A 20492-nucleotide genomic window follows, 5' to 3' on the forward strand; every position below is an offset into this window, starting at 1 on the left:
GCTCACCGTCCGCTTTGCGGTTCTCTACCTAGTTTTCCCCTTCCTTTCGAATCTTCCCGGACCTCACGTGCTCGTCGTAGTGATCGCCTTGCCGGTATGCGTTCGCGGGGTTGTTGGGACTATCCGACAAGGTCTCGCGTTGTTTAATTTGACGCTCGAGCGATTGTCGCTCGAGGCGATTTTCATCGCCCTTCGCAGCGGTCTGAACAGCCTCTGCAGAGTCGGTTATTCCGGCGGCCGCGCTATCAACATGTCCAAACTGACCCATCATCCCAGGTAGGCCTCCAGGCGAGACGCGGCCGGCGACCGAAGCAGGATTCTCCGGATCACGGACGCCCAGTTTGCCCCCGGCGCCGTGGATCTGCGCGTGGACTTCCTGGCTCAACGTAGACGCTTTCGAGAGCTCCCCGCTCGTCATCCCGGGAGTAAGTGCTGTCCGTACTTGGTTGAGCGTTCGCGCCGAATCCGCGTAGGCGGATGCTGTCCGCCCCAGGCCCTCGCTGTCACCGTATCCGGTAGCACTCGACACCGCTGCAGCGACCCGATAGCCGACTGCCTGTTCACCGAAATCGCTCGATCGAAGAAGACGCGTCGCATTGCGCATCAACCGCGCAGTATTCATCGGTGAGTACCCCCCGTCAGTGCTCATCCCTTCCGTCAGCTTGGACATGACCGCGCGAGCACCGGCAATATCACTGCCAAAGGCCTGCTGGGCAGTGTTTTGGGCGCCGATGAGTGCACTTCCCACGGCCGCTTGCTGCACATCTTGGGACGCCATCTGAGTGTTCTGGGTCAGCGCGCCCATCTTGATCGCAGTCTGGGCAGAAGCCTGGGCTTGGGCTTGCAGAGAGTGCTCCGCGCTATTGGCGCGCTGGAGCGATTCCTGTGCAGTGGTTCCCAGTCGTAACGCTTCTTGTGCCGCCCGGTCGAAGCTTGCCTGCGTCGTCCTTTGTCCCTGGGTCGTCACGGTGGACGACGTTCCGTGGTTGGCACTGTCCCCCTGCGAAGAGTTAGACGCGTCAGAGATTGAAGTCCCTGCAGCAGTGCTCGTGTCAATCTTGTGTCCAATCTCTTTTGCCGTACCGGCACCAACATTGACACCCATAGCGCCACCGCCACCGTCACTACTGCCACCCCCGTCATCCTTCTTGAAGGCCGAAAGAAATTTCGGAATGCTCACCCCAACGCCAGCATTGATGCTCGTCTTTCGGTTGCTCGAATCACTCGCCTGATCATTCAAGCTCGTTGATTGAGCGATCGCCTGTTGAGCAGCGTCGGAGACCCGATGATCCATTCCTGCCTGCCGAGTGATCGCTGAGTTAAGCGACGTCGCGGCCGACCGCCCAAATCGCGCAGCAATGCTTGACATGGCGTCGGCGTACGCACCAACCGATGTCTGTGCGCTCGCAGTGGCCGCCGCACTCGTTCGCAAGCCCTCTGCGAAACCCGCACCAGTCGTGAGTGTCGGCGACGACGCCACATCGGCATTGGTTAGCGCAGAGCCGCTCGCCAACATCCCTTGATACGACGGCCCTGCAAGGGCCTTGCCCGTATTCATGGCATAGGCGCCGGACACCGCAGCCGCATTCGTCGCCGCATCGAGCGACGGCGCGCTTTCTTTCGTATCCACAGCGGTGTCAGAGCCGTTCGCCCGGTTCGCGAGGCTTGTCAGAGCAAACATCGATCCGGTCATCACAATCAGCATGATCAATGGGGCTTCGGCCATCAGGGACCCAGCAGACGCGAGCATGTTCGCAGTCTGGTTGTACAGTGTGTCGATTTGACTTGGGGCAAAAAGCGCGCCCTGCATACGCGACCCAGTGATCATGTTCTGCCAGCTGACCTGAATGTAATAGCTGATAATCGCCGCGCAAGGCATCCAGGACTGGGTCCACATACCGAACAGCAAGTAGGTAAGGTAGATGCGGAACGCCGCCAGGCCGACCGCGACACCGATGATTGCGATGATCGGCGTGAGTGCGACAAACAGAAACGTCATCACGTTCATCGAGCTCGTCATGAAAGTGACGAACATCGAGCCGCTTGCCGCCATCGACGTGTGGGCGCGTTCCACACCCTCACCCATGATCATCGAGAACTGCGCAGCGGCATTCGGACTCGCGTCTGCACGAATTGATGCGAGCACTGTCGGCGAAAATGTGTGATTGATCATGAACGTGTTGCTGTCCGCACCTATTCTCGCCACCATGTTCTGGATAAACGTCGAGTAAGTGTCGTATGCCGATCCGCCTGCCCCGAACGTCGAGTTCGGTGTCTCGATCGTGTTGTCGGTTGCAGCGCTAACGATCTGCAAGTCCTTTCCCATCGTCACCGGTTGAGCTGCGAAACGCTCACGGACAGGTTGATTCTGGACATAGGCTTGCATCACCGCCGCGATGCCGTTGGCTGCGACCGAGCAGGGCACAAGCGCAGCTGGTGGAAGTGGATCGACCGATTGATCCACGTATTCGGTGTAGCCCCCCGGTTGCGAGGCCAGCAGCCCCAGTATCCCGGCACCTGCACTCGGATTATCGAGCTGGGAAAAATCCAGGCTCTTGCTGCCGTCGATGCCACCGCGCTGGCAGTAGTGGATGAACTTCTGGATGTTCTCAGTCGTGGTTTGATGGACGTTGGGGTCGTACAAGGTCCGCATCGACAGGAGAATCTTCAGCGGCTTCGCAAAACCGTCCGTGCCAAGTGACATGTAATTGCTATCGGCATTTGCCATCGAGAATGCGGTCTCAAGCTTCGTCGTGACCGTATACTCGACCAGACCCGCAATTCCTGCCGCGTACGCCATGCCGATTGGGACGTTGTCCACATAGCGCGGCGGCGTACCGTTGATTGCCCCTCCGGAGTCTCCAAAGTACGAGACCACCTGCAAGGACGTTGTCGGCACAAAGAGCATGATCGCAACCAGCAGCATCAGGAAATACTGTCCGATCAGGAAACGCTGCTGGAAGATCGACTGGCCAAGAATGGCGATCAGCCCGACGAGCGCCATGCACGACATTCCACCGACGACGACCGAATCCATCGTGTCGCCATGCCCAAAGAGCATCGCGACAGCGTTCACGCCGGCCACGATCGGGACCGGGTCGCCTGCGACATAGAGTGTCGGGAAACCCCCGACGGCCGGCGCCTGCATATTCGTGAGACCTGCCACAGATGCAGACGGTGCGCACACCGCGGCCAGCGTTGCAAGCGCCAACCCGGCGCGTGAACGGAGTCGACTCATTTCGAACCTCCCTTCATCGGGCCGTTGAACTCCGCTTCGATCTTGATGGCACTGACGATCTGGCTAATGCGGGCCAGGCGATCGCGCTGATGCTCTCCCTCGAATTGAACCAGGTCCTTCGAAAAGGTAAGCCGGGCCGCGTCGACCTCGGAAGGCATTGGAGCATTTGCCTTCCCATTCGCCTGGCTCGTCATCGAACCGGGCACAAATGCGGTATTGAGGATCGTCAATAGCCCTTCACCGAGGGATGCCGCCAAATCCTCTGCCATCAGCTGCGCAATCTGGTTGTAGATCGCCATCGGCGTACCGCTGCGGAACGCGTCAAGGAGCAGTTTTTGGTAGCCGACCGGCATCGAGCGAAGGAAAGCAAGTTGCTCGGCCGACAATGGCTGCCCGGTGCGCATATTTGAGAGGATGCTACCCGGCATGATCACCGTGACCAGCCTGTCCGCGTTTTCATCGGCTCCGAGGTACGTCGAATACGACTGGTCGCCCGCAAGTTGCTGAACGACATACCGTAGCGTCCCGGGGAACCCCAGTGACCGGAAGTCGTTTCGCTTGTCCAGATGCTGGCACGTCAGGGGGTTGCCATCGTCCCACTCCACACAGGTATTGATCAGCTTCGGCGTTCCGTCGTATCCGTTCACGAGGTCAACGAACTTGAGCGTCGGACGGTACTTCGGCGTGGCTAGGCTGCTGTTCGGCCCTTGAGACGACTGTCCCGGGGCCGGGACAGTCTCGAGGACACTCGTCCCGAACATGTTGATGACGAGCTCCACGGTACCGAGGCGACCACCGAAGATACCGGGATTCGAGAACGTCGATAGCGCTCCCGTCGTCATGATGGCGTTGACCACCACGTTGCCGTAGTCTGTACTGCTATTCGACTGAGATTGGGTGATCGGGTCACTTCCACTCGAAAAGGCTTGCATCTGTGAACCCAACCAGTCATTGTTGCCGCCCGCGATCGTCAAGGCATTCTGGTTGATATCGGACTTCACATTATCCGAAAAATTCATCACGTCCTCGATACCCACAGCCTTTACGGCCGACGCGATCAGCGTCTTCGAGACCTTGCAAGTATTGACTTGGGCCGAGTTCATCTCCTGCATGATCTTTTCCAACTTGCTCATGATCGATTCGCACGGGTCGCAGATCGCCTTGATCGCCAGGTGAACCAGGTAGCCCGCCGCATTCTGGATAATCATCCGGATCATCTGGCTGAACTGCTGCCCGTTCAGAAAGGAGAACGCACCAAGATACATATCGATCCCACCGCAGCCAGCGTTGAAGTGCGGAGGATCAAACGCAACGATCGCGAACGTGTTGATAGGCGCGCGCATCGAGAAGTTTCCGCCGTACACGCCTGTACTCGTGTTGCTGTTGTAGACCCGCGCAGCTGTCGTGTTCCACATCACATCCATCTGAGATGAGACACTGGCAACTGCCGGTCCGACCGCGACCAAGGACGTGATCAACGCCGCGATCGCAGCCGCTGCGATCCGAATGGGTCGAGACGAAAAGCTTCGCTTCATAGAGAGTTTCCTCATTGCAGTCGGCCCTGTACGGCGTTTCGCATCATCTTCACGAGGACCTTCGGGTCGTCGACATCGGCATTGTTGGCGCGGAGTTCGGCAAAGTCCTGCTGTGTCAGGATCCCGCGACGTTCGAGATTCACTAGATCGGTGAGCTCTTTCGGGATCAACTGTTGATCCGCCGCAGCTACGACGATCTTGTCGATGAGGTCAGACTCGGCCATGGCACCCTGAGCAACGACCAGAAATCGATTCGGTGGAACTGCCATGACGACGGCCGGTGTCAGCACGAGACCGAACGACTTGAATACCTTACGACTCTTGTCGGTCACGAAGTCACGCATGCCGGGCAGGGACGCGCCGTCGAGCGAGATATTCTTGACGGTGAAGCCGGCGTTCTGTTGAACGCGCTGCAGGGTCGCGTACTGGGTGCGGCAGAAAGCACACTGACTGTCGAAAAAGAACCAGAGCCCCGAGGACTTTGCAAGGTCAGCAACGATCTGTGTCTTGGCCTTCGAGATGGCGAACAGCATGTCGCGTTTGGCGAATGTCGCAGACGGAATGCGCACCGATTCGTTGAGGTAAGGATCCGACGCGACCACCTTCTCCGCGGTCGACTTAAAGTCATCCGTCATGTCCAGCATCATCCGCTGAGACCAGAGATACGCGGCCACATTCTCCGGTGTCGGGTTGTTCATCGCATTGTCTAGGAGCTTCGGCATCGAGGCTCGCAACCATTCCACGGAAAACAACTTCGGCTTCTCAGGGGGAATCGTCGGTGAGGTCTCGGGGGGCGTCGCGACTGCCGGCTCTGCACCCACGGGCGGGTGCTTCGGCTTGGGGTCGTTATAGAAGAACCACCCATCGTTCTTGCCGGCGTAGTAGGCGGGATCGCGTGCAGCCGGCCCTTGTGTACTCGAAACGAGCTGCGCCGATGCGATCGTGCTCGCCACGGCCATCGACGCAATCGCGAGTGTCAGCACGGCGTGAGCCGCTTTTCCCGCATGCGGGAAGTCCCAGCGAAGTATGGGCGCGATTTGACTGCAGGCGTCGCGGCCCACTGCTCCGATTTTGTGAACGGTCATCGAGCCACCTACTGAGATGACGGCGCAGTCCGGCGACCGACCGGACCCGAGATCCTCGCGCCGAAAATGATTTCTGAAAAATGCTTCGATCTTGGACACTTCGCCCTGAAGCGCGATGAATTCAAGTTCATCCGGCCGCAACGAACCGATGCATTGACGCAATTCGATTATTTGCGCCCGGGCCCGTATTTCAGAAATCATTTGTTCTCGAGCATGATCGAAAACCCTCGGAAGGTAAGCCGCGGATGCCAGGCGATGGTTGCCGTGGCCGCAGCGATCTGCGTAACCTCTTCCGCGTATGCGGATGACCTCGGTCCGTACACCGCGTGTTTTGAAGACGCGGCCGCGAGGTACGGTCGTGATCCGGGTCTATATGCAGCGATAGCTACCGTCGAATCGTCCGGATGCCGAAATCTTGTAAATACCAACAAGAACGGAAGCCGGGATATCGGCTGCATGCAGATTAACTCGGCGATCTTCCCGTTCCTGAAGCGCTATCGGATCACGGAAGAGCAGTTGCTCAGTGACCCTTGCATGAACATTCACGTTGGTGCCTGGATACTCGAGACCAAGATCCGGAAGGTCGGACCCACATGGGAAGCGGTCGGTGCGTACAACGCGGGCTGCTCGCGGCTGAAGGGCGATGCATGCACCGCGGCGCGCCAAAAGTACATATCGAAAGTGATGCGTGCATACCGAGCCCAGGCGGACCGCCAGGGTGCGATGACGGCTGCCACGTCACCAGCGGTGGTGCCGCGCCCCGTCTTGCGTGTAAGTGGAGATTGAGATGCAACGATGGCTATTGACCTTGCTGATCGCGGCGAGCGGCTACTTCACGTGGTGCTACTTCGTCCCCAATCAGGCCGACCGCATCGAACAAGTCGCGGGCGGCTGCTACCGTATCGTCGCCGGCGTCGGCGCGATGCTCCACGAGCCGCTGCCGAGTGTCGGTGACCTGATTTATGGTCAACGAGATGGGGCACGCGAAACCTGCGCTTCCATGATCTACGGGTTCACGCAGGGAGCTTCCGACCTGGCCGGCCGGGAGGAGCTTGCGCGGAAAGCCGCAAGTCCCGCGCTGTACCCGTCCGCTTCGGCCGGAAGCTCGTCGGCAACCGCAGCCAGCGGCGCTACGGGTACGCCCTCGACGCCGGCGCCGTCGACGATTCCGAATCTCGGCAATCCAGGTTCGCTATGAACGCCGCGCTTCAGCCCGCCGAGATCTTCGGCAATCTGCTCATCGACCCAGCGACTGCATCGAACCCGTTGTCGAACCTGGCAAGCCGCCGATTCGCGCATACCAAACGTGGTGACGAAGCGTTGATTTCGCTGCTCAATCACGTCATCGATGAAGCGGTCCACATGGGCGCTTCCGACATCCACTTTCAGGACGGCGCCCGCTACACGACGATTCGGTATCGACTCAATGGGACGTTGCGCGACGCTTATTTTCTCCACCGAGAGGTCGGTCAGGAAATCGACGAAAAAATGCGGGCGCGGTGCCGTTTCGATCCGACTGAGCGCCTTGCTCCACTGGATGGCAAGTTCTGGTTCGACCTCGGCGACCGGATGCTCGAGGTGCGGGTGAATGTGCTCCAGACGAAGCACGGGCAATCGATTGTTTGCCGGCTCCTCGACCAGGCGAATGCCGGACGCTCGATCGAACAGGTCCACATGAGGGACGATGTGCGCGAGGTGTTCGTTTGGGCACTCGCGCGAAGCGAGGGCCTTGCACTCGTCTCAGGTCCCACCGGGTCAGGCAAGACATCGACGCTCTATGCCGGGTTGAATCACCTCAATCATCGCGAGCGGCACATCGTGACCGCAGAGGATCCAATCGAGTACGACCTTCCCGGTACAACGCAAGTGCAGATCGAAGCACCGCAGCGCAGCTACGCGAAGGTGATGCGCGCATTTCTCCGGCAGGACTTCGACGCCGGGCTGATCGGCGAAATACGTGATCCGGAGACAGCTGCAATTACGGTGGAGGCGAGCAATACCGGCCACATGATGGTGTCGACGATCCACACCAACAGCGCCCCGTCCGTCTTTACGCGTATGTTGAATTTGGGTGTCGAACCATACGCACTGGGGTCGGCCATCGTCGCCGTTCTTTCGCAGCGGCTGCTGCAAAGGCTTTGCGAGTGCCGTTCGCTCTATCAGCCCAATGAGCACGAGCGCCACGTGCTTGCAGAGCGTCGCTATCCGGCCGATCGACCGTTTTATCGCGCAAACCGTGAAGGATGCTCAAAGTGTTGTCCGAAGGAACTCGAGGCGCATCCGCTCGAAGTTCGTCGCGCGCTCGCCCATCGGCTAGGCGTTGGGTTTCGTGGGCGCATACCCGCGATCGCGATATTAAGAGGTAGTAATGCGCTGCGCGCTGCGGTCCAACGCGCCGACCACCCCGCGATCATGGCGGCCTGCCTTGAACAGCCGCAATACAGATCCTTGCCCATGACCGCACTCGACATGTGCACCGAGGGGCTTGTGGACTTCCACGAAGCCATCGAAGTGTCGGAAGGAGACGCGCAATGACCCGGACCCATCGCAGGCGTTTGTTGCTGGGACTTGCGGCTGCGGGCATTACATCCCCGATGCGCGTGCTCGCGCAGCTCAACAGCGGGGGCGGCAACAACGGGCTCCCGGAAACGCTCACCCCTTACCTGGTCGTCGGGGACTACGCCGAGGACCGAGGGAAGGTGTTCATGTTCTTCGACTTCAATTGCCACTTCTGCCAGGCGAATTGGAGGGCGATGACGCTTTGGGGCGCGACGCTCCCGAAGGCGTTTCGGTTCATCGACGTGCCTGTGATTTTCGACACTCCCGACAGCAAGGCCGCCGCCGCGTCGTTCTATGCCGTGAAGGTGCTTGCACCTGCGCGTCTAGATGAGTTCAAGACCCTTGCGTATTCCGCAGCCCAAGGCGGCCGGGCCAATGCAGCACAGTTCGGTTCGATTCTCAGATCGATGGGATTCGCGCGCGACGTTCTCGTCAAAGCCATCCGCTCGAATGACGTGCGCGATCGGGTTCGCCGGGCTGTAGAGCTAACCCAGCGCTACAGCGTGGAAGTCACGCCGAGCTTCGGTATCGGCGGGCAGTACGAGACCAACGCGAATTTTACAGGTGGAGACTATGTACTGCTCGCGAAGCTTCTGAGCGGACTTGTCTCCCGGCAGATCGAACAGGGAAAAACCCGCGCGTAGTGCGCGCACAACCACTTCGTTTGGGAGAGCTACAACATGATGCGATTCAAACATCTCGCGGTTTCACTCATCGTCGCTACGGCCTCTACATGCGCGCTCGCGGCTGATCTTCCGACTGCGGGAGGGGGCGTCAACGCACCGGCGGGCCCCGCCTCCGCGTTGATCAGCCGGCTCACCAAGGGAATGACCTCCGTGAAGACGTTCAACACACCGAACGGGATGATCGGCGTCGTAGCCAAGGCGCCGGACAAACAGGGCGCTGCGCGCCCCGTGATGCTGTTTGTTGACCCGGAAGGACGGATGGTCCTGTACGGGCTGGGCTTCGATCTGAAGTCGAATACGCTCCTCGGCGCCGACGTCGTGAAGACCGTGTTCGGCGCGAGTGGCGCCAACTTCGGGGCGCCGCCCGCTGCAATCCAGGCGGCGACCGCCCAGAAGTCGGATCTGGTCGACAACAAGACGATCGCGAGGCTCGAGAGCTCGGCCTACATCGAAACGAAGGGCGTGTCGGCGGGTGGTAGCACGGTCTATGCGTTCGTTGAGCCCAACTGCGGTTGGTGTCAGCGTGCAGCGCCCGCGATGATGTCCGCTCAGCGGACGCCGGGCACACCGCTGTCGTCGACAACGATCCGTTGGATTCCGCTCGCGTTCTCCGACGAGGCGGCCCAGCAGGGTATCTCCGCACTGAGCGGGACCGGCGACGGTCGGGCGCGTGTTGCGCAGATCTTTTCGCCCGCGAAACCATTCGACGTGCAGGCGAACCCGACGACGCAGAAGTTGACCCAGAACCTGGCGCTCTTTCAGCAATTGGGTGATACCGGTACGCCGACTTTCTACGAGCAGCCCAAGGGGGCGACTACCGCCCGTCGGATCGAGGGCTGGGGTGGGGTCGAGGCGTTCGGACATTGAAGATGAACAGGTTAAGGCAGCTCCTGGCCACGATGATCATCGGGACGGCGATCATCTTGGCCGGAGGTTCGGCCATTCGTACCGCGCCGCTATCCGATATTCAACCGCTCGGCCCTGAAGGCACCAAACAGACGGTAGCGGGGCCGTCGAGCGGCTCGACGCTAGCCGAACGCCCTGGGCTGGTCATGGTCAGGTCCTACCAGGTTAAACACGTCGCGTTGGCCGGCCTCGGGAGCGCACTGACGTTCGGCGTCTGGCCACGGGATTTCGGAAGCGACGTCGTGGCCGTCGGTCCGTATCAGGATGGCTGGACCTGGGACCAGTATCTGTTGCTGCGCGCGAAGGCATACCCAGCATTTCGACGGTTTCGTTCCTTTTGGGGATGCGTTGTCGGGATTGTGATCGTTTCTGCATTTCGCCGACGCTTGGGACAATCCGCGCAGTCATCCGCTAAAGGGTAACCCGATGTCCCGTCTCTCTTGGTCGACCGGTATTCATGGTCTTGCAGCTGCGGTCGCATTGATGCTGATGGCAGGGTGCGTGCACGAACCGCCGTCGTCTCGTCCTGTCTACGCCGCTCGGCGCGGCGACTTTCAGGTGATGAGCGTTCCAGTCGTTTCAGACATCGCTGTCGTGCAGGAAACGCCGCGCTTCTTCGTGTGGAAGGGGGCGGCTGTCTCGAACGCGCCAATGCAGTTCAGTTGGGAGGTCCCGCAGCCCGATCTCGCCGGAATTATGCAGAGCGCTTTGCCACCGCACGAAGCGGAAACCGCATCGAGCACGGTCTACTTCCACTTCGACTCCGCCCAGCTCGACGCGAGGGCCCAGGCGCGCCTTAACGTCTTGCCAGTTGACGCATCGCGTATCGACGTCGATGGGTACACCGATAGCGTCGGCGCGGAACGCTACAACCGAACATTGTCCGAGCGCCGCGCGAACACCGTTAAGCACTACCTGATGACGCGCGGCGTGCCCGGCGAGCGCATCAACGCTCGTGGCCATGGAGCCGCTGGGGCAGTGGCTTCCAATCGTACCGCTGTGGGGCGCGCCAAGAATCGGCGCGCGGAAGTGACAGAGGTCATGCAATGAGAACCTACGACATGCCCCAGTACATCGACTCATATGCGCAGTTGATGTGGTTTGAGATCGACGAAGTGATGCCCTTTGTTGCGTGCTTCGGCGCGGGCACGATGTTGCATCAGATGTCACCGATGCTTGCGATCGGCTCAGCGATCACGTGGTTCTACATGAAGCACAAGCGGACGTCGCTCGACGGGTCGTTGCTTCACATGCTGTTCTGGTGGGGCTTTATGAGCTTGAACAAGGTCTTCAGGAATGGACTCATGCGGGAGTGGATCGAGTGAAAATCACCAAATTCCGCCTCAACTGGGATGACACGACAGCGGTAGCAAAGGCGCTCGCCTTTTCGGTCACCGTCCTTACGCTTGTCGTCGTTCTTTTGGTGGTGAAGATCGTGAGCGACCACGAGCGGGTGATGCTTGTGCCCCCGCACCTGACCGAGAAGGCCGAGGTCGGCTGGAATTCTGCGAATTCCGAATACTACAAGGGATGGGGTCTTTACATTGCCTCAACCCTCGGTTCTGTCACGCCGCGGAACGCGGCGTTCATCACCCAACAACTTGAACCATTCTTCGACTCAGCGCTTTGGCCGAAGATCGCCGTGCAGATCATGTCGATTCCGGAGGATCCGAACTACGCCCGCAACGGAATGCTGAACGTGTTCACGCCGCGGGACGTCATGTGGGAGCCATCGACGTCAAAGGTCTATGTTTCTGGAATGCTTAGCACCACTGCGTACAGAAACTCCTCGCTTCCCGTGGCCGAGATTATCGTCACGTATGAGATGAAGTTCCACATGGTCAATGGGATGCCGAAGGTTTCGTACTTCAATTCGTACACGGGTGCACCGCGCACACTCAAGTGGCTTTCGAATCATCAAGGTGATCCTTCGCTTGCGAAGAAGCCGAACCCGTCCGCTGCGACGTCGATCATTCCGCAAGAGTCGGATCTCCGTGCGCAGATCGAGCGGGCCCGTGAAGAGGCGCTTGCGGCCGAGGCGGCGTCCGGCACAGCCGCTAGCGGTGCCGTTGGTGCTAGTGGAGCCAGCGCGCCGTCGGTTCCGTCTGCGGCCGCCATGCCAGACGCGCATGTGGCTGCGCCTGCGAGCGCAGCATCCAACCCAGGAGGCCAGTTGTGAAGTCCACTCCGATCCATTGTCTCGCATCGGTGCTGCGGCTGGCCGTACTTGCGGGTATCGCGGCTGCTGCTAGTGTGCATGCGCAGGCGCCGACCGTTCCAGCAGACGCGCGGGTGGGCGGCGTTGTAACTGCCCCCGTACCTCCCATACCGCTCGCTGCTAGCGCGGTGCGCGCGGGTACCCAGGGATCTCCAGTGCAACCGCCGGCTGCCGGGCCGGCGACGCGTGCAGTGCAGACTAGCGGTAGCCTCGGTGGTACGCCTTTGCCCGAGAAGCAGCCGGTGAGCCCGGTAAAGGGTGGCCAGCTGGCCAGCGCTGCTGTGGCGTCGCCGTTGCCGGCGGCTGCCGGCACGGCTTCCTCAGGCTCGAATCCGGCGGTCGCTGCGGCGGTGCAGACGAAGAGCCGCATGCGGAGACTATCAAAGGTCGCTCCTTCGACTCTCGACACGACCGCAGCGCTATCTGCACGCCCGATTCCGGCAACTCCCCTTGACGCGCCACTGCCCGTGCTTGGGTTCGTCCCGGGATCCGATCGGCCCGTCAAACCGACGGTGGTTCGGTGCCGGCCCGGAGTGAATGCCATGGTACCGGTCGCCTCCGGATTCATGAACCGCTTCGAAACACCTTTTGCTGAGCCGAAGGTGATCGACACGGAAGGCGATGACGAGAATCTTCGCGTCGGGAACTCCCGATTTATCCTTCCAAGCAAGCAAACGCCGATCGCGATCTGGATCACGGACAGCAAACCGAATGCACCCATGTGTTCGCTTACGTTGATTCCGCAGAATATCCCTGCCCAGAACGTGATTCTCCAGCTCGAGGGACCTTCCGGCGCCGCGGCACCTGCAGCCGGCCCTGATTCTGAAGAGACTGGGCGGGAGGGGCAGTACTCGATTCAGCTGCGGACATTGATGCGGTCGCTCGCTCGTCACATCATCCCTCGGGGCTTCAGTGTTGAGCGCCTGGATGTTCCGATGGCAATCTCGAACGGGATCCAGGCGAAGCCGGTCAGCCTGTATGGTGGTTCGCGCTTCGACATATACGAGTACGCATTGACCAATAGAGGCTCCACCCCCGTGACGCTGTCGGAGGAGGCTTTCGCGACGAAGGGCGTACGGGCGGTCTCTTTCTTCCCGCTGGTGATGCTCGCGCCCGGTCAATCCACGCGTGTGTTCATCATTGCAGACCGGCCGGACGATGACCGGGCAGTTGAGGACGGGAGTGGCCAATGAAGCTCATCGACAACGTCCTCCGCACATGGAAGCTCGCTGACGCGACGAAGAAGCGACGCTACATCGTGACAGGTGCTGGTGTCTTGATCATCTTGCTCTTCTTCTTGATGACGAAAGCGTCTAAGAAGCCCGCTCCGGCTGTCGATCCGACGCTCGATGTTTCGGTGGTGGCGCCGCCGAAGCGCAATACCGACCTCGAGTCGCTCGCGGCAGCGCTTACCGGTGTGCAGCGCCAACTGCAAGAACTGAATGTTCACGCTGGCACGACGGACCAGCAGATGACGCAGCTGCAGCAGAACTTCGCGAATCGAATCAATGAAGTTGCAACCGGAAAGCTGACTGACAAGAACCTGCAGGCCCACATCGACGATTCGATCGACAAGGCGGTGCAGTCGAAGTTGGACAAGGAACGGGCAATGGGCGCGCCGGGCATGGTCGGAATTCCCGGCGCGCCCGGTTCCAACTTGAATGCGCCGGGCGGCGGAGACCCAAGCTATCCGGCATTGCCACTCGGTCCTGCCGCTGGTGCCGACGGAGCCTCATCCACAGAACCTGCGCGTCCGAGACTGCGTATCTCGTCCGATGACGAGTCGCCGGCCGGTGGCTCCGGCGGGAAAGGCGGTGCGGCAGGCGTGGCGACCGGGGCAAGCGGTGCTGTAGCGCCTATCAAGACGAGCTTCAGCGGCAACCCGAATGCGCCGTCGGTCGATCGCGTCAACAACGGAGAAGCGAACAGTTCGGACCAAACGTGGCTGCCTGCGGGCGGTATGTTCTCGGGGGTGTTGATCAACGGTATGGACGCGCCCGCGTCGCAGGCATCTCAACGCCAGCCGACACCCGTATTGATTCGAGTAAAGAAGGATGCGATCTTGCCGAACTTCTACACCGCAGATGTCAAGGAATGCTTTGTTCTGGCGAGTGGATACGGATCCATGGCGACCGAGCGTGCCTATATGCGCACCGAGCGGCTGACGTGCATTCGAAAGGACAAGGGTGTCATCGAGGTCGCGCTCGATGGGTATATCACGGGTGAGGATGGGAAGGTCGGGATGCGCGGACGCCTTGTGTCGAAGGAGGGCGCGGTGATTGCTCGCTCCCTCGCCGCGGGCTTTATCGGTGCTTTCGGGCAGGGGTTGTCAACCGGCCTGTCCGGCGCCTCCCAGTACGGCGGCTTCAGCATTTCCGGCGGCCAGAAGATGCCGATGTCGACGGTGATCCGCGACGCCGCTGGCCAGGGGGTTGGCAACGCTCTGGATCGCGTCGCAAATTTCTACCTCGACATTGCGAAGGAAATCGTGCCGGTGGTTGAGATCGACGCCGGCCGGCAAGCCGACATCATTCTCGTGCACGGGGTCAGCTTGAAGATGGGCCAACATTGAGAATGGGGGAAGCCTTGAAACACGTAGCCACGCGCGCGATGCGCACCTCCGGGGCCGCGATGCTCGTCGCTGCGACGCTCTCCGGTTGTAGTTCGTTCTGGAGCGTGGGGCAGTCTGACTTCGACTGTCCCGGCCTTCCGCAAGGGGTGATCTGCAAGACCCCCCGTGAGGTGTACCAGATGACAAATCATCGAGATGCACTGATCACCATGCACGACAACGGGAAGCAGACCGCGTTGGCTGATGCCGATTCGGGCAGCGGCGGAGGCGCTCTGAAGGGAGGCGCATCGGTCACATTGCCCCAACCAATCCAGCAGCCGATGCCGATCCTGGAACCTGCGCAGGTGATGCGGATCTGGATCAACTCCTGGATCGACCAGAACGGCGACCTGCATTACCCGGGGTTTGTCTACACCGAAGTCACACCGCGCCGGTGGGCCGTTGGCAACATCGCAGGCACGTCGTCGGGCCAGGTGCTCGCGCCAGTGCAGATTGACGATCCGGCTGCACGTGATACCGGAACACCTGATGGGGACCCGAGCATGCCCGGTGGGGTGATCGCGCAGCCGGCAGCGGTCGTCCAGCCGTACTCGAACTCGACGAGCTCTGGGTCACCGGGTGCGTCATCGGGGCCGATCGTCCCGGGCCTTCCGGTTCCAGACCGCACGACGACGAACTCGAGCAGCTCGTCGTCTTCTCCTTTCTCCCGGAATTTCTCGGGTGGATCCTCCTTCTCGTCCCAACGCCCCTCAGGACGCAACACCTATTCGACGTACGGACAGTTCGGACCCCGATGACATCGACGGTCGAGAACGAGCGCGAGAGCTGCGCCATGCATTCGATACTGGCGCACCAGTGATTTGCAGCGAGCCACACGCTAATCCGAAAAGCCCGAAAGGGATACCGAGTGCGGGAAGCGTGCGCGATTCTTGCCCCGGGTTCATTAACCAAGCTGGATACCCTCTGTCCGCGCGCGAATCAATATGTCCGCATGACAAAGGGGGGCTTTGAAAGCTCAATACTTACCGGGGGAGTTCTTTCTACGATGGCGAAACTCCGAGATCGAGTTGTTTCGGGGGTCCGGGTGTCGTTCAATCACTCTCTCGAGGTATACATGAAAACCAAACTTCTGGCATTTGCAGTCCGCTCGTGCGCGAGTCGCGCAACCGCACTCTATTCGAAAGCCGCAGCCGCGATCGCGCGGAAGCGCGACGAGCTGGAGCAGCCCATGCTCCGCGATGATGGTGCCATCGCAATGGCCGGCTTTTCGCCCTTCGCGCTCGCTTCGGTCGTCGCCTTCTCGCTGCTGCTGGTCTTCATGTCGTCGGCGGCGATGGCCGGTACCGACACGACGTTCAACGCGATCGTGACGATGGTGCAGGGCTGGTTGACCGGGTCGCTCGGCCAGGTGCTGGCGCTCGTTGGCTTTGCGATCGCACTGGGTGCCGGTCTGGTGCGAGGCAGCATCATGGGTGTCGCGATCGGCCTCGGCCTCGCCCTCTCGGCTACGTACGGCCCGACCGTCCTCACGGGTTTGTTCACCGCCACGTTCTAATTTCCCGCCGGCGTGCGCCGGTATTCACACGAGAAGGCCTCCGATTCTACGTCGGGGGCCTTTTCATTTCATTCGGCCGGATCGGGCGTCGTTTCGTTTCTGCATTCCGGTATTGCGTGAGACGCTTCACGCAATCACGACTGCACGAGCGCGGAGCGGCCATATGGGCGTCATCGACAAGATTCAAGCCATGATGGAGAGGCAAAAGCCTTCCGACCTTCTTCTACCAATGGCGGCGACCGACGGGATCTACTTCCTCGATGACGGTCGAATCGCGACGTTGCTTCGCTACGTGCCAATTGCGGGAGCCGACAGTCGTACTCAAGACATGCTCGGGAACCTCGTCAATCAACCGTATCCCCCGGGCACGATGATTCAGAACATCAAGATGGGTGTGCCAGACCTGAGCGAGTCCTTGGAGGGGTTTCACCTGTCGCGGGAGCGTTCGGACAACCCCGCGCCGGAGGTGTCTCGAGACCTATGCTTTCGACGGATTGAATTTCTCCACGAGGCCGCGATGCGGCCCGTGAGGCCGCGCGTAAATGAAGCACTCACGCTCGACTCTCGACACTATGTTGCGATTGCGATTCCGTTCGCCGGTGTGCCGTATCCGACCGATCAAGAAGTTGAGGACTTCAAGGATCTCCGCGAGCGATTCAGGGGGGCGTTGGAAGCTGCGGGTATCCCGAGCACGATCATCTTGCCGTCCGACTACCTTGCGGTGATGCGGCGGTATTTCGACATGTTTGGCGACTGGGACACTCACTACGACGAGAACGAGGTCTTGCGAGAACAGGTCCTGGCTCCGCGTACACGGATTGTTCCAAGCCGAAAGCAGATTCGAATCTCCATTCCCGGAAAACGTCACCAGTATGTGAAGCAGATTGCGATGAATCGGTTTCCGAAGCGGATGAACCTCGGTCTTACCGACATGTTCGCGGGTGATTTGACGGGGCTCGGTACCCAGATTGGCATCCCGTACATTCTGACGACCACGATCCACATCCCCGACCAGTCGCCTGCAATCAATGGATTTCGCACGAAGCATGCGCTCATCAACAATCAGGCGTTCGGGCCGATGCTGCGATGGGTACCAATTCTGGCGGCGAAGAAGGAAGGTCATGACGTGCTTGGAGCCGCGCTAGATCGACGTCAGCAAATCGTCCAGGCGTCGACGGTCCTGATGCTCTATGGGCATTCACCGCGGGAGCTCGAGCGGCGCGCGTCGAAGATCACCACCTACTACAACGCGCTGCAGGCACAGGCATACGGCGAGCAGTACTTGACGCTGCCGACGTACATCAACCAGCTCCCGTTTCACCCGTCGACCGAGTCGATCAAGAATTCGCGACGCTTTCGCACGATGGCGGCGGAGCATGCAGCGCAACTGTTGCCGGTCCTCGGTGACTGGCAGGGGTACGGCGACGGCATCGTCTTGCACACGCGCCGGATGGCGCTCTTCTTCTACGATTTTTTCAGCAGCTTCAACCCGAACTTCAACTGGCTACTCTTTGCAGAGTCAGGCGCCGGCAAGTCGTTTGCCGCTGATCGGATCATCCAGGACTATCTCGCGCGTGGGGCGCAGATCTGGATCGTCGATAAAGGGCGAACGCACACGAAGGTTACGAAGGCCAACGGCGGGCTGGTCATTGCGTTCAACCGCGATTCGAAGATCTGCTTGAACCCATTCACGAAGGTCGTCGAGATCGAGGAAGACATCGGGATGCTCACGGCGATCATCGGGAAAATGATTGCCCCGCGCTCGCAGTTGGGCGACCGCGAGGAATCGATGATCATGCAGGCGATTCAGAGCACGTGGACAAACATGAGCTGCGATATGACGCCCCATAACGTCTACGAGTGGCTCCTCAACCAACGAGATAACGATGTCGCGATCGATCTCGCGAACCGCCTCTTTCCATTTTCGAAGCTTGGACCGTATGGCGCGTGGTTCAACGGTCGGAACAATCTGGATCCGGATGCGCCTATCGTCACACTCGAGCTGAAGGACCTGGAGGATAACGAAATTCTTCAGGAAGTCGTGTTGCTTCAGGTGATGATCACAGTGCAGCAAGGCATGTTCAAAGGCGACGACGGTCGCGAAAAGATGATGATCGCCGAGGAGTGTGGCGACCTGTTCAAGCAGTACTACTTCTCGAAGTTTGCCGCCGAGCTCAACGCGAAGATTCGAAAGCACCGTGGCTCGCTCGGGCTGGTCTTCCAGAACCTTTCGCAGCTTTACAACAGCGCCTTTGGGGAAGAAATCGCTGCATCGGCCGCGTCGAAGCTGATCATGCAGCAGCAGGGTGAGGCGATCGAACTCGCGCGCACCAAGCGCTGGATGGACTTGCCTGACGCTGCCTTTGACCTGCTCAAGTCGGTGACGACCGTCAAAGGCCCGCATGGCTACTCGGAAATTGCATTTCATACGCCTGGCGGATTTGGGATCGCACGCCTGATCGAGTCGCGCTTCAACCAGGTGCTCTTCAGCTCGGAAGGCGCGGAGCGGACGGAGATCCTCGCGGCGTGCGATCGAGGAGAGAACGTCGTTGAGGCAATCGACGAATTTATCGCTGAACGAGGATGAGCATGGCTAAAGACCAATTTGAAGATGTCGAAGCGAATGTGGCACCCGCAGAGGAGCCCGGGAAGTCCGCTGCGACACCTCCGGCTATGATCGGGACGTCGACATGGGTGATCGTCTCGCTCCTGCTCGCGATTGCGCTCGGGGCGTTTGCCGTGTATCGGACGCTCACTCCGAATGCAGGAGCGCCGGCATTCTACACACTCGACGTCGACACCTTGATCGAAGCGAAGCGTATCCAGCAGGAAAAGACGACTGACGTTGCCCAGTATGGTGCTTCGATGGCGAAATTCATGGGCGATACGCGCGAGATCATTCGGTCGCTTTCGCAAAGAGGAATCGTCGTTATACGGGCCGATGCGGTGCTGAGTCCGGTCGCTGGTATCGACATCACGCAGCGGGTCGCCGAAAAGCTCGGGTTGCACGCGGAGCTCTCCCAGGTGCCCGGTCGCCTATCCAGCCGCGCGGCCGCATACCAGCAGGAGATTGCTGGCGCGTCGGGCGTTGCTGCCGACTCGCCGCAAGTCGCGTCGGTTCTTCCTGCGTCTGCCGTCCCCCAAGTCGCGGCGAGTGGCGCATCTGCCCAACCTCAGCCCGCCACTGGAGCTTCCGATGCTTCGGCGCTTAGCAAGCTGGACTAGTCTGCCCTTGCGGAACCTCGTGCTCGGTGCCGTCGCCATCGGGGTGTGCGGCGGTATGCATTGGGCGGTCACCAGTGGGACGATCCCGCGTGTGTACTTTGAGGCCCAGGCCGTCGCGTGCCTTCCGTGGGACTTCTACCTCCCAGTGACCGATGCTCACCACGTCGTGAGGCGAGGGGATGTCGTTCGATTTCGTGCGCGTGGCATTGCGCCGATGTTCCGAGACGGCACTCCGATGGCGAAGATCGCGGCCGGTCTCCCAGGAGACCACATCACGATCCGCCGTGATCGGCTCTATATCAACGACCGGTACTGGGGGTCCGTAGCGCGCGGACTCTTCTATTACAAGAAGCCGGCCGGGTATTTCGATCGGGACTTCGTTGTCCCGCCTGGCGAGCTCTTCGTGCTCGGCACCGAGCCGCGTAGCTTTGATTCCCGTTACTGGGGCCCCATTCGAGATGATCAAGTCGATGGCACGCTTTCCGTTCTTTTCTAGGTTGTATTTGATCGTGTTGCCGGTGATCTTTTCGATCACAGCACAGGCGCAGTTGCCTTCGGCGCCCGATGGCACTCGTGCTGGGTTGGGTGTGGCAACGCCACCCGGCACCATCGACTCCGGCCTTGCGGATGTTTTGAATCGCCAGGCTGACGCGCTACTCTCCGGTAACGCACGGCTGCTCACGGATGTTCCGCGGCTCAAGCAGGATGTGCCCGAGACGCTGCTTCAATCGGCGCAGGCCATGTTGGAGCCGTCACGCCGCTACGTTGTTCAGAATCTCTCGGCCGGGCAGGAGAATCCGGACGCGAGCGCTATGGCTGGGATGACGACGATCGTATTCATCTCGACGTCTATGCCTGAGCCGACGCTGAAAGCCCTGTTCAAACAGGCCTCTGGACGGAAGGACGTCGCTTT

General features: G+C 60.2%; 19 protein-coding genes and 1 pseudogene. 17 read left to right on the top strand and 3 right to left on the bottom strand.

The genetic code is table 11. The features are described 5' to 3' along the window. Nucleotides 1-28: 28 nt before the first annotated feature. The 3 genes from ACN8ZM_RS40465 to traF are packed head-to-tail and all read right to left on the bottom strand — an operon-like array spanning nt 29 to nt 5858. Nucleotides 29-3238: a conjugal transfer protein TraG N-terminal domain-containing protein gene (locus ACN8ZM_RS40465; RefSeq protein WP_420213491.1), complete on the bottom strand. Its 3210-nt coding sequence runs from the start codon at nt 3236-3238 to the stop codon at nt 29-31. Then, nucleotides 3235-4773: a conjugal transfer protein TraH gene (locus tag ACN8ZM_RS40470; RefSeq protein WP_420213492.1), complete on the bottom strand. Its 1539-nt coding sequence runs from the start codon at nt 4771-4773 to the stop codon at nt 3235-3237. Before ACN8ZM_RS40470 ends, ACN8ZM_RS40465 begins: the two co-directional genes overlap by 4 nt. 11 nt (nt 4774-4784) lie before the next feature. Beyond that, nucleotides 4785-5858: a conjugal transfer protein TraF gene (traF, locus tag ACN8ZM_RS40475; protein WP_420213493.1), complete on the bottom strand. Its 1074-nt coding sequence runs from the start codon at nt 5856-5858 to the stop codon at nt 4785-4787. Between the two features lie 66 nt (nt 5859-5924). Between traF and ACN8ZM_RS40480 the strand changes: the two genes are divergently transcribed. The 17 genes and pseudogenes from ACN8ZM_RS40480 to ACN8ZM_RS40560 form a co-directional block, all read left to right on the top strand. Further along, on the top strand, nt 5925-6644 hold the full coding sequence (locus ACN8ZM_RS40480; RefSeq protein ID WP_420213494.1) for a lytic transglycosylase domain-containing protein: 720 nt from the start codon (nt 5925-5927) through the stop codon (nt 6642-6644). 1 nt (nt 6645) lies between these two features. After that, a complete protein-coding gene (locus ACN8ZM_RS40485) occupies nt 6646-7056 on the top strand; it encodes a hypothetical protein (protein ID WP_420213495.1) in 411 nt (136 codons plus the stop codon). After that, nucleotides 7053-8393 (top strand): GspE/PulE family protein, encoded by a 1341-nt coding sequence (locus ACN8ZM_RS40490; protein WP_420213496.1) that lies wholly within the window; start codon nt 7053-7055, stop codon nt 8391-8393. The genes ACN8ZM_RS40485 and ACN8ZM_RS40490 overlap by 4 nt, the downstream gene beginning before the upstream one ends. Next, nucleotides 8390-9061 carry a disulfide oxidoreductase gene (locus ACN8ZM_RS40495; protein WP_420213497.1) on the top strand — a complete coding sequence of 224 codons (672 nt, stop codon included), beginning with the start codon at nt 8390-8392 and terminating at the stop codon, nt 9059-9061. The genes ACN8ZM_RS40490 and ACN8ZM_RS40495 overlap by 4 nt, the downstream gene beginning before the upstream one ends. Nucleotides 9062-9097: 36 nt before the next feature. After that, nucleotides 9098-9970: a disulfide bond formation protein DsbG gene (locus ACN8ZM_RS40500; protein WP_420213498.1), complete on the top strand. Its 873-nt coding sequence runs from the start codon at nt 9098-9100 to the stop codon at nt 9968-9970. Further along, complete coding sequence (locus ACN8ZM_RS40505) at nt 9967-10431, top strand: hypothetical protein (RefSeq protein ID WP_420213499.1); 465 nt, start codon at nt 9967-9969, stop codon at nt 10429-10431. Before ACN8ZM_RS40500 ends, ACN8ZM_RS40505 begins: the two co-directional genes overlap by 4 nt. A 4-nt stretch (nt 10432-10435) precedes the next feature. Beyond that, nucleotides 10436-11059, top strand: a complete 624-nt coding sequence (locus ACN8ZM_RS40510; RefSeq protein WP_420213500.1) for an OmpA family protein — start codon at nt 10436-10438, stop codon at nt 11057-11059. Beyond that, nucleotides 11056-11334, top strand: a complete 279-nt coding sequence (gene traL, locus ACN8ZM_RS40515) for a type IV conjugative transfer system protein TraL (protein ID WP_420213501.1) — start codon at nt 11056-11058, stop codon at nt 11332-11334. Before ACN8ZM_RS40510 ends, traL begins: the two co-directional genes overlap by 4 nt. Further along, nucleotides 11331-12188: a TraE/TraK family type IV conjugative transfer system protein gene (locus ACN8ZM_RS40520; RefSeq protein WP_420213502.1), complete on the top strand. Its 858-nt coding sequence runs from the start codon at nt 11331-11333 to the stop codon at nt 12186-12188. Before traL ends, ACN8ZM_RS40520 begins: the two co-directional genes overlap by 4 nt. A gap of 581 nt (nt 12189-12769) precedes the next feature. Beyond that, nucleotides 12770-13420: a hypothetical protein gene (locus ACN8ZM_RS40525; RefSeq protein WP_420213503.1), complete on the top strand. Its 651-nt coding sequence runs from the start codon at nt 12770-12772 to the stop codon at nt 13418-13420. Then, nucleotides 13417-14799, top strand: coding sequence for a TraB/VirB10 family protein (locus ACN8ZM_RS40530; protein WP_420213504.1), 1383 nt, complete (start codon nt 13417-13419; stop codon nt 14797-14799). The genes ACN8ZM_RS40525 and ACN8ZM_RS40530 overlap by 4 nt, the downstream gene beginning before the upstream one ends. 14 nt (nt 14800-14813) lie before the next feature. Then, nucleotides 14814-15596, top strand: coding sequence for a type IV conjugative transfer system lipoprotein TraV (traV, locus tag ACN8ZM_RS40535; RefSeq protein WP_420213505.1), 783 nt, complete (start codon nt 14814-14816; stop codon nt 15594-15596). A 317-nt stretch (nt 15597-15913) separates the two neighbouring features. Next, nucleotides 15914-16354 (top strand): TraA family conjugative transfer protein, encoded by a 441-nt coding sequence (gene traA, locus ACN8ZM_RS40540; RefSeq protein WP_420213506.1) that lies wholly within the window; start codon nt 15914-15916, stop codon nt 16352-16354. 163 nt (nt 16355-16517) lie between these two features. Beyond that, a complete protein-coding gene (locus ACN8ZM_RS40545) occupies nt 16518-18941 on the top strand; it encodes a TraC family protein (protein ID WP_420213507.1) in 2424 nt (807 codons plus the stop codon). Nucleotides 18942-18943: 2 nt separating this feature from the next. Beyond that, on the top strand, nt 18944-19579 hold the full coding sequence (locus ACN8ZM_RS40550) for a hypothetical protein (protein ID WP_420213508.1): 636 nt from the start codon (nt 18944-18946) through the stop codon (nt 19577-19579). Nucleotides 19580-19793: 214 nt separating this feature from the next. After that, nucleotides 19794-20075, top strand: a complete 282-nt coding sequence (lepB, locus tag ACN8ZM_RS40555; RefSeq protein WP_420213511.1) for a signal peptidase I — start codon at nt 19794-19796, stop codon at nt 20073-20075. Beyond that, nucleotides 20050-20492 (top strand): annotated as a pseudogene (locus ACN8ZM_RS40560) (hypothetical protein); the annotation flags it as partial. The gene lepB and the pseudogene ACN8ZM_RS40560, both read left to right, overlap by 26 nt.

This window comes from Burkholderia aenigmatica (genome assembly GCF_048627025.1).
Taxonomy (GTDB): domain Bacteria; phylum Pseudomonadota; class Gammaproteobacteria; order Burkholderiales; family Burkholderiaceae; genus Burkholderia; species Burkholderia aenigmatica.